The organism is Rhodococcus sp. MTM3W5.2, from assembly GCF_001984015.1.
GTDB classification, from domain to species: Bacteria; Actinomycetota; Actinomycetes; order Mycobacteriales; family Mycobacteriaceae; genus Rhodococcus_G; species Rhodococcus_G oryzae.
Window position 1 is genome coordinate 1,166,312 of the sequence record NZ_CP019572.1, and the last position, 12,978, is coordinate 1,179,289.

At 70.1% G+C, this 12,978-nt stretch carries 13 protein-coding genes and 1 pseudogene; 10 read left to right on the forward strand and 4 right to left on the reverse strand.

Annotated elements, in window-relative coordinates; translation table 11 throughout:
- Positions 1-10 precede the first annotated feature (10 nt).
- From BTZ20_RS05490 to BTZ20_RS05510, 5 genes are all read left to right on the forward strand, one after another.
- A complete protein-coding gene (locus BTZ20_RS05490) occupies positions 11-1,090 on the forward strand; it encodes an MCE family protein (protein WP_077040678.1) in 1,080 nt (359 codons plus the stop codon).
- The gene (locus BTZ20_RS05495; protein ID WP_077040679.1) at positions 1,087-2,367 is read left to right on the forward strand and encodes an MlaD family protein; all 1,281 of its coding nucleotides are present in this window, start codon (positions 1,087-1,089) and stop codon (positions 2,365-2,367) included. Before BTZ20_RS05490 ends, BTZ20_RS05495 begins: the two co-directional genes overlap by 4 nt.
- Positions 2,364-2,915, forward strand: a complete 552-nt coding sequence (locus tag BTZ20_RS27735; RefSeq protein WP_077040680.1) for a hypothetical protein — start codon at positions 2,364-2,366, stop codon at positions 2,913-2,915. Before BTZ20_RS05495 ends, BTZ20_RS27735 begins: the two co-directional genes overlap by 4 nt.
- A gap of 26 nt (positions 2,916-2,941) precedes the next feature.
- Positions 2,942-3,283, forward strand: coding sequence for a hypothetical protein (locus BTZ20_RS05505; protein WP_223263645.1), 342 nt, complete (start codon positions 2,942-2,944; stop codon positions 3,281-3,283).
- A gap of 120 nt (positions 3,284-3,403) precedes the next feature.
- Entirely contained in the window at positions 3,404-4,723 is a 1,320-nt protein-coding gene (locus tag BTZ20_RS05510) for an SAM-dependent methyltransferase (protein ID WP_077040681.1), read from the forward strand.
- On the opposite strand, the gene BTZ20_RS05515 is transcribed toward BTZ20_RS05510, so the two are convergent.
- The 3 genes and pseudogenes from BTZ20_RS05515 to BTZ20_RS05525 form a co-directional block, all read right to left on the reverse strand.
- Entirely contained in the window at positions 4,720-5,748 is a 1,029-nt protein-coding gene (locus tag BTZ20_RS05515; protein WP_077040682.1) for an SDR family oxidoreductase, read from the reverse strand. The genes BTZ20_RS05510 and BTZ20_RS05515 overlap by 4 nt on opposite strands.
- Entirely contained in the window at positions 5,745-6,383 is a 639-nt protein-coding gene (locus BTZ20_RS05520; RefSeq protein ID WP_077040683.1) for a TetR/AcrR family transcriptional regulator, read from the reverse strand. The genes BTZ20_RS05515 and BTZ20_RS05520 overlap by 4 nt, the downstream gene beginning before the upstream one ends.
- A 54-nt stretch (positions 6,384-6,437) precedes the next feature.
- Positions 6,438-6,904 (reverse strand): annotated as a pseudogene (locus BTZ20_RS05525) (Lrp/AsnC family transcriptional regulator).
- 119 nt (positions 6,905-7,023) lie between these two features.
- Between BTZ20_RS05525 and hppD the strand changes: the two are divergent.
- Together hppD and BTZ20_RS05535 are read left to right on the forward strand one after the other, a co-directional pair.
- Positions 7,024-8,232, forward strand: a complete 1,209-nt coding sequence (hppD, locus tag BTZ20_RS05530; RefSeq protein WP_077040684.1) for a 4-hydroxyphenylpyruvate dioxygenase — start codon at positions 7,024-7,026, stop codon at positions 8,230-8,232.
- A gap of 75 nt (positions 8,233-8,307) precedes the next feature.
- A complete protein-coding gene (locus BTZ20_RS05535; RefSeq protein ID WP_077040685.1) occupies positions 8,308-8,667 on the forward strand; it encodes a hypothetical protein in 360 nt (119 codons plus the stop codon).
- Positions 8,668-8,676: 9 nt separating this feature from the next.
- Here BTZ20_RS05535 and BTZ20_RS05540 read toward each other — a convergent pair whose 3' ends face one another.
- Positions 8,677-10,215, reverse strand: coding sequence for an ATP-binding protein (locus tag BTZ20_RS05540; RefSeq protein ID WP_223263646.1), 1,539 nt, complete (start codon positions 10,213-10,215; stop codon positions 8,677-8,679).
- 213 nt (positions 10,216-10,428) lie between these two features.
- On the opposite strand from BTZ20_RS05540, the gene hemL reads away from it, so the two are divergent.
- Genes hemL through BTZ20_RS05555 form a run of 3 tightly spaced genes read left to right on the forward strand, consistent with a single transcriptional unit; the run spans position 10,429 to position 12,978 of the window.
- Positions 10,429-11,685 (forward strand): glutamate-1-semialdehyde 2,1-aminomutase, encoded by a 1,257-nt coding sequence (gene hemL / locus BTZ20_RS05545; RefSeq protein ID WP_262982584.1) that lies wholly within the window; start codon positions 10,429-10,431, stop codon positions 11,683-11,685.
- 34 nt (positions 11,686-11,719) lie between these two features.
- A complete protein-coding gene (locus tag BTZ20_RS05550) occupies positions 11,720-12,388 on the forward strand; it encodes a histidine phosphatase family protein (RefSeq protein ID WP_189636600.1) in 669 nt (222 codons plus the stop codon).
- Complete coding sequence (locus BTZ20_RS05555; protein ID WP_077040687.1) at positions 12,385-12,978, forward strand: TlpA disulfide reductase family protein; 594 nt, start codon at positions 12,385-12,387, stop codon at positions 12,976-12,978. Before BTZ20_RS05550 ends, BTZ20_RS05555 begins: the two co-directional genes overlap by 4 nt.

Genomic DNA, 12,978 nt, shown 5'->3' on the forward strand with positions numbered 1-12,978 from the left:
GGGGCAAGTGATGGCCAGCGTGATCCGTTGTGCTGCAGGGCTCTTCGCGGCTGTCGCGCTGTCCGGGTGCGGTGCCAACTTCCAGCATCTCCCGGTGGGGCGCGAGGTGGACGGCCCGTCGTACCCGATCGCGTTCGAGTTCACCGACGCCTCGCTGCTGCCGGTCGGCGGTGAGGTGCGGATCGGTCAGGCCGTTGTCGGCCGGGTGAGCTCGATGACCGTGGAGCGGTTCCAGGCCGTGGTGCGGGCCAACATTCGCGAGGACATCCGGCTGCCGGTCGGGACCACCGCCCGCATCGAGCTGACCACCCCCATCGGGGATGCGTTCGTCAATCTGAGGGTTCCGGACCAGGGCGACGCGCGGACCATCCCGGCGGGCGCGACGATCGATGCCTCCGAGACCGCGCGCGGACCGGACGTCGCGCAGTTGCTCTCCGTCGTGGGAACGATGCTCAACGGCAGCGGGATCGCACAGGTCAAGACGATCGTGGAGGAGTCGAACCAGATTCTCTCCGGCCGCGAGGACATGATCCGGGACCTGTTGGGGCGGGTGGACCGCCTGCTCGGCACCCTCGACGGCAGGAGGGATTCGATCAACGGGGCCATCGATTCGCTCAATCGGTTGTCCGCGACGGTCTCGGCCGAGAGCGCGACCATCGACCAGGGCCTGCGGGCGGCCGCGCCCGCCGTCGACGTGCTCACCGAGCAGCGGCAGGCGATCATGACGCTGCTCGACACGTCGCACGCGCTGAGCGTGCAGACGAACGCGGTGCTGGAGCAGTCCGGCGATCAGATCGTCGACATCGTCGGCAACCTCACCCCGATCCTCGACCAGTTCGCGGCGATGGGCCCGACGCTCTCGGACACGATGGGCAAGCTCGAGGGCGCGCGGGACCTGGTGCTGCGCGCCGCCCCCGGCGACTACGTCAACATCGACCTGAACGTCGACCTAGGGGCTTCGGTGCGCGGACTGCTCAGCGAGGTCATCCCGGGGGCGGCGCCGCCCGTGCCCGCGCCGCCAGCGGCCATGCCCGCATCCCATCCGGCGGTCGAGGGCCTGTCCCAGCTCGTGACGGGCGGCACGCGATGAAGAAGCGCACCGTCTACTTCGAGATCGTCGCCTTCCTGGTCCTCGCCGTGGTGAGCACCGTCTACGTGGTCAAACAGGTCGGCGGACCGGATCCGCTCCGCGGGTCCTACGAGGTCACGGTGCAGATGGACAACAGCGCCGGGATCGCGGAGGGCTCGGAGGTCGCCTACCGCGGAGTCACCGTCGGCAAGGTCGCCGCCGTCGAGTTGGCGCCGGATCGGTCAACGGTCGACCTCACCCTGTCGCTGCGGCGAAACGCCGAGATCCCCGCCGACTCGCACGCGGCGGTCGCCCAGGACACGGCGGCGCCCGTCCTCAAGGTGCAGCTGTCCTCGGATTCGGACGTGGGCCCCTTCCTGGGACAGGGCTCCCTGATCCCCAGGGAGCAGACCAGCATCCCGGTCCCGCTCGGCACCGTGATCACGAACTTCAACGCGATCGCGGACACCGTGGCGCCCGCTGACCTGCAGTCGCTCGCCAAGGAACTCGGCGACGGTCTGCGCGGGGTGGGCCCGGACCTGCGGAAGACGGTGGAGAACTTCGACTCCATCGTGTCGATGATCGAACTGAACCAGCCGAAGATCGTGTCGATGGTGGACAGTTCGCGGGACCTGTTCGAGGCGAACGAGCAGAATGTGCGGGCCCTCCCACAGATCGCGGCGTCGCTGCGGCAGATCACCGATCAGGTGCGCGAGTCGGATCCCGAGATCCGCGAGCTGCTCGACGAGACGCCCGCGATCCTCGCCGATCAGGTGGTCCCGTTCCTGGCGCAGAACCGGGAGCCCTTCACGCTGCTGCTCGCCAATTCGCTGGTCTCCTCGCAGATCGTCGCGGCTCGAATGCCCGCAGTCGATGCCTTGCTGGTCGCCGTCCCGAACGGGTTCACCAAGCTCGGCAGCATCGTCCGCGACGGTCGCGCCCAGCTCGACCTTGTGACCGCGGTGGGACCGGTGTGCTTCTACGACACCGAGCGGCGGTCGGTGCAGGACACCACCGCTCGCGAGCTGAACCGGGACCAGTACTGCACCGACGAGTCGGGCCGGGTGCAGAAGCGTGGCTCGCAGAACGTGCCGCGCCCGGACTCGCCTCCGGCGCCGCCGCAGTCGGACTCGGCCGGGGGAGTGCGGGAGTTCGCGGGCGTCGCCTCCTACGACCCGGCGTCGGGTCGGATCCCGGCGGGCGACGGCACAGCCATTCGAATGGGCCTGGCAGGCGGGCAAACACAGATCCTCGGTGACCAATCGTGGGCAGCTCTACTACTACAGGGAACGCAATGAGTGACAGCGAGACAACCACAGTCGAACCAGCCGTCGAGCCGGACGCGGAGAACGTTCGGCAGGAAAAGGGCCGGCGCCTCACGCGACGCGCGCTGGCGGCGATCGCCGCCGGGGTGGTCCTGCTCGGCCTGCTCGGCTGGGGTTCGTACACGATCTGGGCGGACCACCAGCAGGAGCAGGCCAGGACGGAGGCCCTCGACGCGGGTCGGCGATTCGCCACCGATCTGGCGACGTACAGCTTCGAGAACCTCGACAACAACCTGTCCGTGGTCCGGGGGAACTCGGTGGGCGAGTTCGCCGGGCAGTACACGCAGGTGGCGTCGAACCTCAAGGACATGATCGTGCAGTACAAGGCCACCTCGTCGGCCGAGATCATCGCGGCAGGACTCGCCGAGACCGGCCGCGACAGCGCGGAGGTGGTCGTGTTCCTCGACCAGACGGTCACCAATTCCAACTCACAGGAACCGAGGGTGGACCGGAACCGCATGCAGCTCTCCCTCGTCCGCGACGGCGGCGAGTGGAAGCTCGCCAACGTCCAGTTGCTCTAGCCGTATCCACACACCCAGGAGGACAGATGAGTCGCAGAAAGCGTAGGGCAGCACAGGCTCTGGTGGCAGGAAGGGAGCCGAAGAACCCGGTCGTGATCCGGGCCCGCAGCGCGGACAGCATCCCCGCGCGGGTGCTCGGGGTGGCCCTGGCTGGCACCGGCGCGGCGCACTTCACAGCTCCGCGCGCGTTCGACGGGCTGACCGCGAAGGCCTTTCCCCGCCAGACGCGGCAGTGGACCTACCGCAACGGCGCGACCGAGCTGCTGCTCGGACTGGCGATCGTCTACCGCCGGACCCGGGTCCTTGGCTCGGTCGGCCTGTTCGCCTACACCGCCTGGCTCGGCGGCCAGCTGGCCCGCCGCCGCTGAGCCGTGGCCGCCGAGTGTGCACCTACCGGGGAATCGGCCGAGTGGGAGTGTCGGGAGGCGCACACTCGTCGGACGTTTTAGGGTGAACGGGACCGGAGTGCACACCTCATTGGAGGCTCGATGAGTGCGACGCGTACCGAACCGGGCTCGAGAACCGCTGCCGCGCGGCTGTTGTCGGCATTCGAGACGATCGCGGGTGGCCAGCTCCCGGTGCGGGTGCGGTGCTGGGACGGGTCCGTCGCGGGCTCGGCGGATGCCGAGGTCACGGTCGCCTTCCGGAACCGCCGGGCGCTGCGCCGGATCCTGTGGTCCCCCAACGAACTGGGGCTCGGCCGGTCCTATGTCGCGGGCGACATGGAGATCGACGGGGACATCTTCGCCCTGCTCGATGGTCCGGAGGTGATCGAACGGGTCGCCCGCCGCGACCTGCGCACGCTCGACCGTGCCGGAATCCGGCAGGTCGTGTCGAGCTTCCTGCGGCTCGGTGCGGTGGGGCCGCCGCCTGCTCCACCCGCCGAGGAGATCGGCAGGCGGCGCGGGTCCAAGCACAGCAAGGCGCGCGACGCCGCCGTCATCTCGCATCACTACGACGTCGGAAACGACTTCTACCGACTGTTTCTCGGCCCGAGCATGGTCTATTCCTGCGCCTACTGGACCGACCCCGACGGCGGCACCCTGGAGCAGGCGCAGCGGGCGAAGCTGGAGTTGATCTGCCGCAAACTCGAACTGGCCCCTGGCATGCGCCTGCTCGACGTCGGCTGCGGCTGGGGCTCGATGGCCATCCACGCCGCACGCGAGCACGGGGTGAGCGTGGTCGGCGTGACGATCAGCAGGCAGCAGCACGAGCTCGCCACCGCCCGCGTCGAGGAGGCGGGGCTGTCCGACCGGGTGCAGATCCGGCTCCAGGACTACCGGGACGTCGACGACGGCCCGTACGACGCGATCTCCAGCATCGGGATGTCCGAGCACGTGGGCGACTCCCGGCTGGACGAGTACGCGAACCGGTTGACGAGCCTGCTGCGGCCAGGGGGACGCCTGCTCAACCACGCGATCGCCTCCGTCGCGCCGCTGGTCACCGAGAAACGCCCGAAGCCGACCTTTGTCGACCGCTACATCTTCCCGGACGGGGAACTGTTGCCGCTCAGTCACGTTGCCGGCGCGCTGGAGCGGGCCGGCCTCGAGGTTCGGGACTCCGAGGCGCTGCGCGAGCACTACGCGCTCACCCTGCGCCGGTGGGTCGACAACCTACGCCGCGACTGGGACGAGGCGGTGCGCCTGGTCGGCGCGGCGCGGGCGCGGACCTGGCTGCTGTACCTGGCGGCGAGCGCGCTGTCCTTCGAGCGGGGCCGGATCACCATCCACCAGGTGCTCGCCGTCCGCACCTGCGCCACCGGTGTCAGCGGGATGCCGCTGACCCGGCGGGAGTGGTTGGTGGACTAGCGAACCGGGGTCGGAGCCGCGATGTGCTTCCCGAAGTCGCTCGCGACGAGGTAGTCGACCCAGGCTCGGATGGCCTGCGGCAGGGGAGGTGTCGTCAGTCCCGCCCGCTCGGCGAGTGCCCGTGCGGATTCCGTCGGGTATCGGTCGGCGGAGAGGAAGCCGAGCGTCTCCGGATCCGCTCCGGTCAGTCGCGCGGGCAGCCGCCGGATCACCGCGACCGGCACGTGGAATCGAGGCGGGCGCACGCCGAGGTTCCGCGCGACGTCGCGGAGCAGCTCGCCCAGCAGCGGCGTGTCTTCGTCGAGAACCCACAGTGCCGCACCGGGTTCCGCGTGCTCGGGCACGGCGGCGAGGAACCGGGCGAAGTAGTCCGCGGTGACCACAGGGACCCAGACGTCCTTGCCGCCGGGGATCGCCGGGAGCTTGCCGCGGTGGAGATCGCGGACCATGTCGGCCAGCCCGATGAACTGGGTGGTCTCGCCGGACTCGGAATCGCCGATGACCGTCGACGGGTTGACGATCGCGTACGGGATGCCGTTGGCCTCGGCGTGATCACGCACGGCGTGGTCGGCCTCGATCTTGCTGGCCTCGTAGGCGCCCTTGTCGCGGTAGAGCGTCGCGTTCACGGTGGCGCCCGCAACGCGATACCCGCTGATGTGCACGAACCGTCGCAGCTGCGGCAGTTCCTGCGCCCAGCGCAGCGCGGCGACGGCCCCGTCGACGTTGACCGCGCGGGCCTCGGTCTCGGTGAGCCCGAAGGCGAACCGGCCACCCAGGTTGTAGACGTCGCGCACGGTGGGCAACGGGTCGAGGCCGAGGTCGGGCGCGGTCAGGTCCCCGTCGACGACGGTCAGCAGCTCGGTGTTCCCGCCGTGGGCCGCCACCCAGCCGCGGAGTTCGTCGCCGCGTTCGGCCGCGTTCCTGACCATGGCGGCGACGTGCCTGCCCTGGCGGGTGAGTTCGGGGATCAGCCACCGGCCGATCAGCCCGGTGGAGCCGATGACGAGGGTGTCGGGCGTGCTCATGAGGCCTCCAGTGTGTTCGGGTCGCTGCGCGGGCTCCGCGCCGGTGTGTTCGTGTCGCTGCGCGGGCTCCGCGCCGGTGTGTTCGGGTCGCTGTGCGGGCTCCGCGCCAGGAGTTTCCGGACGGCGCGGATCGCCGCGTCGATGGGTTCGCGGGACCGCCGGACCCGGCCGACGAGGAGTGAGCCCTCGATGAGGGCGAAGACCTCGGTGGCCAGCGCGGCGTCGCCGAGGAGGTCCGCGAGGGAGGCCTCCCAGTCGGCGTAGATCTCGGCGCACACCCCGCCGAGTGGGTCGGTGCCCGCGGTCTCGAGGGCGACCGTCGCGATCGGGCAACCCTTGGTGAAGTCGGAGGCGACCTGCCGGTCGGCGAGCGCCTCCAGGATCCGGGCGATGACATCCGCGGGCGAGCCGCCGAGGGAGCCGGCCATCAGGTCGTCGAGGGTGCCCGCGCTCTGCCGGAGCGCGGCCTCGACCAGCTCGTCCTTGCCGCCCGGGAAGTGGAAGTAGAGCGAACCGCGCGGCGCCCCGCTTCGTTCGAGCACCTCGGTGACGCCGGTCGCCGCCACGCCCTTCTCCTCGACCGCGGCCGCCATGACCGTGATCATCCGCAGCCTGGTCTCCTCGCCCTTCTTCATGAGGCCAATATAGACCGGTCTACATATTTTTGCGAGTGGTGGTGCCCGGCGGGGTCAGCGCACCGCGGCCCGCACCAGCGGCAGGTGGCGAAGCGGGATCTGGTTCTCCAGGGCGATCACCGTGGACGACCGCAGCACGTTCAGTCCGTCCACGATCTGGTTGATCACCCGCTGCAGGTCCGAATGTGTCCGCGCCACCACCCGGATCAGCACGTCGCCCGCGCCGGTGGTGGTGTGGGCCTCGAGCACCTCGGGGATCGCGGCGAGGTGCTCGACCACCGCGCGGTGCCCCTGCCCTGGACGATCTCCAGCGTGGCGAACGCGGTGACAGGGAACCCGAGGGCCTCGGCATTGAGGGTCGGTGCCAGGCTCTCGATCACGCCCTCGCGTTCGAGGCGGGTCAGCCGGGCCTGCACTGTGCCGCGGGCGACGCCCAGCCGGCGGGACGCCTCCAGCACCCCCACCCGCGGCTCGGCGTGCAGGAGCTCCAGCAGATCGGCGTCGAGGCGATCGATGCTCATCGGTGCGCTCCTGGTCACTTTGTCCAACAATTCACCGTCGCGCTCCAGCATTCTGTACATATTGAGCAGCGTCAATCCTCATCGTTGCGCAGGTAAGGGGCCGAGGTCACAGTGAAGTCATGACCATCGCGGACATTCGGTTGACCCCGCGCGAGCGCGCCGCGCATCTGCGCGCGAACGATCTGCACCGGCTCGTCGGGCTGGTCGAACACGACGACGCGGCCGACCCCTTCCCCGTGGTCGGGATCGACGCGGTGGTGTTCGTCTGCGGCAACGCCACCCAGAGTGCCCACTACTTCGTCTCCACCTGGGGCATGACCCTGGTCGCGTACGCGGGGCCGGAAACCGGTCAGCGCGACCACAAGTCGTTCGTGCTCGAGTCCGGCTCCGTCCGGTTCGTCCTCGAGGGGGCGGTCAGCCCCGACAGCCCGCTCGCCGATCGGCACCGCCGAAACGGTGACGGCGTGGTGGACCTGGCGCTGGAGGTGCTCGATGTGGACCGCTGCATCGAGCGGGCGCGGTCGCAGGGCGCCACGGTCCTCGAGGAACCGCACGACGTCACCGACGAGTTCGGCACGGTGCGCCGCGCTGCCATCGCCACCTACGGCAGCACCAGGCACACCCTCGTCGACCGCAGTCGCTACGACGGGGTGTACCTGCCCGGATTCGCTCCGCGCAGTTCGGGATTCGTCCGCCGCCCCGGTGCGCCCGAGTGTCTCGTCCAGGCGCTCGACCATGCCGTCGGCAACGTCGAGATGGGCCGGATGGATCACTGGGTGCGCTTCTACAACCGGGTCATGGGCTTCACCAACATGGCCGAGTTCGTCGGGGACGACATCGCAACCGAGTACTCGGCGCTGATGTCCAAGGTCGTCGCGAACGGCAACCACCGGGTCAAGTTCCCGCTCAACGAGCCGGCGCCGGGAAAGAAGAAGTCGCAGATCGACGAGTACCTCGAGTTCTACGGCGAACCCGGCTGCCAGCACCTCGCCCTTGCCACCAGCGACATCCTGCGTACCGTCGACGCGCTGCGCGCGGAGGGCGTCGAGTTCCTGGACACCCCCGACGCCTACTACGACGACCCCGAGCTGCGGGCCCGGATCGGTCGGGTGCGGGTGCCAGTCGCCGAGCTCAAACGCCGCGGCGTGCTGGTGGACCGGGACGAGGACGGCTACCTGCTGCAGATCTTCACCAAGCCGCTCGGTGACCGGCCGACGATGTTCTTCGAGCTGATCGAGCGGCACGGCTCGCTCGGCTTCGGCAAGGGCAACTTCCGGGCCCTGTTCGAGTCGATCGAGCGCGAGCAGGCGGCGCGCGGAAACCTCTGACGCGCCGTTGCCGTGACCGGATCGGTACTCGTTGCGCTGGCGAACCGTGCACGAGTCGTGTTCTATCGACTACTTATGAGCTCAGTCACCCGTATCGTCGCCGGAACACTCGGAGCAATCGCCATCGCCGCCGGTACGGCCGCGACGGCCACGGCCGCCCCCGCGGCGTCCGCCGCCCCGTACACCCTGCTGGTCGACGGCAGTCACACCGAGTACCAGGTCAACCCGGTGCTCACCGAGGACGACGTGCTGAACACCAACAAGGACTTCACCTCGGTGCCCGGCGTCCGCGCGCACAGCATCGACGGCAGGAACTTCTCCTTCTACCGGCTCGTCGACGGCGCCAGGATCGGGATGGTCCGGATCAACGAGGTCTGCCTGCCGACCGGCGTCTGCCACGGTCTGATCGTGGACAGCCCCAGCCCGGTCTTCTGAGGCGGGTCCTCACTCCGCCCAGGTCGTCGGCACGTCGCCGCCGCCCTCGGGACTGACCCGGGTACCCACCTGGGCGAGCAGCGGCACCGGCGCGATCGGCCCGGCGAACAGCGCCTGGCCGAGCCCGAACCCGGTCGCGCGGTGCAGCATCGGCGCGGGCACATGTGAGAACAGGGTGCTCAGGTCGTCGATGTCGGCGGCGCCGTTCATCCGCATCAGCACCAGGTTGTCGCACTGCGAGACCACGTTCGGGTGCACCTTGCCGGGCCGCTGGGTGGCGACGAACAGGTGCAGACCGAACTTGCGGCCCTCGCCGGCGATCAGCGCGCCGAGGTCCGCGGTCGCCGCCAGCAGCGGGTCCTCGGTGGTGGCAGGCAGCACGTTGTGCGCCTCGTCGATGACGAGCAGCACCGGCTCGCGGTCCCGGCGGCCTGCCCACCGCCTGCCGAGGATCGCCAGCGCGACAGCCGTCCGCTCGTCCGGACGCGACAGGCTCCCGATGTCGACGACGATGCAGCGCGCGCGGCTCACGTCGTACTCGATCGCGGAGCGCTCGTCGCCGCGCCGCCACAGGTCCCACTCGCCGATCCGGAGGTTGCCGATCCGGGCGGCCAGTCGCTCGGTGTCGTGGTGGGCGGCGGCAGCGGCCTCCAGGTCATCGACGGAGTACGGCGCCGTCAACGTTTCGGTGACCTGTCGCAGCGCACGGAAATCATCGAGGTCGCGGATCGGGTCCATCCGCAGCAGCAGCGCCTGGACGTCGAGGTCGAGGTCGCTGAAGTCCAGGCACAGTGTGTGCGCGGCGCCGTAGCCGCGGGCCCGTGCCACATGCACCCCGGCCGCGATCTCACGGTGCCGCGTGGCGGCGGGCGAGCAGTCCTCGGGGTCACAGGACCCGAGGAACACGTGATCGGAGTTCGGGTCGAGCACCATGATCGGCAGCTCGGTCGAGCCGAGCAGTCGTTCGAGCAGGCCCCCGGTGGTGTAGGTCTTGCCAGAGCCGGACTGCCCGCACATGAAGGTGTGGCGCGCGAACCCCGTCGATCGCAGTCGGGCCGGGACGTTCGACGCCTGCCGCAGCACCCCGATCTCGATGGAGGCGGCGGTCCCGGTCAGGCCCCCGGCGATCAGGCCGACCTCGTCCTCGGTCGCGGGCCGGATGGGGCGCTCGCCGAACGGCTCGACCGCATGCCGCTCGAGGAAGAAGTCACCGTCGAACTCGCCTAGCGTGGTCGCGTTGCCGCTGAGCGAGCGCATCATCGGACGGGCACTGGCCGCGACGACGCCGAGCTTGGCCATCTGGTCGCGCACGGCGAAGTCGAGCTGCGGGCCCTCCCGCTCGACCATGCGGACCTCGCGCACCTGGACCGCGACCCGGCGCGCGCCCTCGAACTCGATGACCGCGAACCCGCCGACCTCGACGCCGGTCTCGACGGGGGCCATGAAGGAGACCTCCCTGCCGTCCGAGGACACGGCGACCCGGGCGGCCTGGAAATGTTCGTAGAGCTCGTGTCGGTGCGCCTGCAGCGCGTCCAGCATGGGTTCCATGCCGAACATCCTGACATCACGCCCGGAGGCCCGCTGCGCTGTGATGTCGGTCCCCTCCGCTGTGACCTCGGTCGCTCCGCAGGCTCCTCTCCTACACCCTGTCGTTGGCAAATTCTCGCGAACTGGGACACTGGAGGCCGTGACTGCTCCCACCAGCGCCTCTTTCAGCCCGCCAGCACCTCCGCGCAGCTCTTCGAGCGGGCAGGCGTCGTCATCCCCGGGGGCGTCAACTCCCCGGTGCGGGCGTTCCAGTCGGTGGGCGGCACTCCCCGCTTCATCGCCAAGGCGTCCGGCTGCACGCTCACCGACGTGGACGGCAACGACTACGTCGACCTCATCTGCTCGTGGGGACCGATGATCCTCGGGCACGCGCACCCGGCGGTCGTCGAGGCCGTGCAGAAGGCCGCGACCACCGGACTCTCGTTCGGCGCCCCCACCGAGGGTGAGATCGAGCTCGCCGAGGCGATCGTCGACCGGGTCGGTCCCGTCGAGCAGGTCCGCCTCGTGAACTCCGGCACCGAGGCCACCATGAGCGCGGTCCGGCTGGCCCGCGGGTTCACCGGCCGCACCAAGATCATCAAGTTCTCCGGCTGCTACCACGGCCACGTGGACGCCCTGCTCGCCGACGCGGGTTCCGGCGTCGCCACCCTCGGCCTGCCCACCTCGCCCGGCGTCACCGGCGCGCAGGCCTCCGACACCATCGTGCTGCCCTACAACGACCTGGACGCGGTCGCGCAGGCCTTCGCCGCGAACCCCCAGCAGATCGCGTGCGTCATCACCGAGGCCGCGGCGGGCAACATGGGCGCCGTCGCGCCGAAGCCCGGGTTCAACGAGGGTCTGCGCCGGCTGTGCACCGCGCACGACGCGCTGCTGATCATGGACGAGGTGATGACCGGATTCCGCGTCAGCTCGGCCGGTTGGTACGGGATCGACGGCGTCGCGGGCGACCTGATGACCTTCGGCAAGGTGATGAGCGGGGGACTGCCCGCCGCGGCCTTCGGCGGCCGCGCCGACGTGATGGGCCACCTCGCGCCCGCGGGCCCGGTGTACCAGGCGGGCACCCTGTCCGGTAACCCCGTCGCCGTCGCCGCGGGCCTCGCCAGCCTTCGCGCCGCAGATCAGAGCGTGTACGACGCCCTCGAACGCAACTCCGCGACCCTCGGCCGGCTGCTCGGCGACGCCCTCACCGAGGCAGGCGTGCGGCACCAGGTGCAATTTGCAGGCACCATGGTGAGCGTGTTCTTCGCCGACCGCCCGGTCACCAACTATGCGGAGGCGAAGGCGAGCGACACCTGGCGCTTCCCCGCCTTCTTCCATGCGCTGCTCTCCCGCGGCGTCTATGCGCCCCCGAGCGCCTACGAGGCCTGGTTCGTCTCGGCGGCCCTCGACGACGCCGCGTTCGACCGTATCGCCGCCGCGTTGCCGGCCGCAGCCAAGGCGGCCGCGGCCGCGCAGGCACCCACCACCTAGATCCAGCAACCCCTAGATCACGGAGCCAATCCACGTGAGCACCTTGCAGCAGACGCCGACGCCCGACCCCGCCGAGTCGCGCACCATCGTGCACGTCCTTCGTCACGGCGAGGTGCACAACCCGAAGGGCATCCTGTACGGCAGGCTGCCCGGCTACCGGCTGTCCGTGACCGGCCAGGCGCAGGCCCGCACGGTCGCATCGGTGCTCGCCGACCACGACATCACCCACGTCGTCGCCTCGCCGCTCCAGCGCGCGCAGGAGACCGCGTCGCCGATCGCGGGCGAGCACGGACTGACCCTCGTCACCGACGACAACCTGATCGAGGCGGGCAACGACTTCGAGGGCCTCAAGGTCTCGGTCGGCGACGGTGCCCTGCGCAGGCCGCGGCACTGGTGGAAGCTGCGCGACCCGTTCACCCCGTCCTGGGGCGAGCCGTACCTGCAGATCGCGCACCGCATGCTCGCCGCCGTCAACACCGCGCGCGTCGCCGCCGTCGGACACGAGGCCGTGTGTGTCAGCCACCAGCTGCCCGTGTGGACGCTGCGCCGGTTCCTGCAGGGCGAGCGGCTCTGGCACGACCCGCGGCACCGCCAGTGCGGGCTGGCCTCGCTGACCTCGCTGGTCTACGAGGGCGACACCCTGGTCGACATCGTCTACTCGGAGCCCGCGGGCGCATCCGATCCGAGGGTGACCGGGGCATGAGGCGGGTCGCCCGGGTGGCAGCCGCGGTGCTGGCGGTCGCCGCCGTCACCGCCGGCTGCGGCACCGGCACCGACGCCGTCGCGCAGGGCGGCACGTTCGACTTCGTCTCGCCCGGCGGGCAGACGGAGATCTTCTACGACCCGCCGAGCGAACGCGGCACCATCGGCAACATCTCCGGGCCCGACCTCATGGTCGAGGGCAAGACCACGTCGCTGTCGGATTTCGAGGGCCAACCGGTGGTCATCAACCTCTGGGGCCAGTGGTGCGGGCCGTGCCGCGGTGAGGCCGACGACCTCGAAAAGGTCTACGAGAACACCAAGGACCTCGGCGTCGCCTTCCTCGGCATCAACGTCCGGGATCTGCAGCAGGACAAGGCCCAGGACTTCGTCACCGACAACAAGGTCGGCTATCCGTCGGTCTACGACCCGTCGATGCGCACGCTGACCGCGCTCGGCGGTAAGTTCCCGACGAGCGTCATCCCGTCCACCCTGGTGCTCGACAAGGAACACCGGGTCGCGGCGGTGTACCTCAAGGTGTTGCTGGCGGAGGATCTCCAGCCGGTGGTGGAGAGGGTTGCGCGGGAACAGTGA

What these genes read in the sequence shown, in the direction of transcription:
- BTZ20_RS05490 (WP_077040678.1), top strand. Translation starts at nt 11, where the DNA reads ATGGCCAGCGTGATCCGTTGTGCTGCAGGGCTCTTCGCGGCTGTCGCG.
- BTZ20_RS05495 (WP_077040679.1), top strand. Translation starts at nt 1,087, where the DNA reads ATGAAGAAGCGCACCGTCTACTTCGAGATCGTCGCCTTCCTGGTCCTC.
- BTZ20_RS27735 (WP_077040680.1), top strand. Translation starts at nt 2,364, where the DNA reads ATGAGTGACAGCGAGACAACCACAGTCGAACCAGCCGTCGAGCCGGAC.
- BTZ20_RS05505 (WP_223263645.1), top strand. Translation starts at nt 2,942, where the DNA reads ATGAGTCGCAGAAAGCGTAGGGCAGCACAGGCTCTGGTGGCAGGAAGG.
- BTZ20_RS05510 (WP_077040681.1), top strand. Translation starts at nt 3,404, where the DNA reads ATGAGTGCGACGCGTACCGAACCGGGCTCGAGAACCGCTGCCGCGCGG.
- BTZ20_RS05515 (WP_077040682.1), bottom strand. Translation starts at nt 5,748, where the DNA reads ATGAGCACGCCCGACACCCTCGTCATCGGCTCCACCGGGCTGATCGGC.
- BTZ20_RS05520 (WP_077040683.1), bottom strand. Translation starts at nt 6,383, where the DNA reads ATGAAGAAGGGCGAGGAGACCAGGCTGCGGATGATCACGGTCATGGCG.
- hppD (WP_077040684.1), top strand. Translation starts at nt 7,024, where the DNA reads ATGACCATCGCGGACATTCGGTTGACCCCGCGCGAGCGCGCCGCGCAT.
- BTZ20_RS05535 (WP_077040685.1), top strand. Translation starts at nt 8,308, where the DNA reads ATGAGCTCAGTCACCCGTATCGTCGCCGGAACACTCGGAGCAATCGCC.
- BTZ20_RS05540 (WP_223263646.1), bottom strand. Translation starts at nt 10,215, where the DNA reads ATGGAACCCATGCTGGACGCGCTGCAGGCGCACCGACACGAGCTCTAC.
- BTZ20_RS05555 (WP_077040687.1), top strand. Translation starts at nt 12,385, where the DNA reads ATGAGGCGGGTCGCCCGGGTGGCAGCCGCGGTGCTGGCGGTCGCCGCC.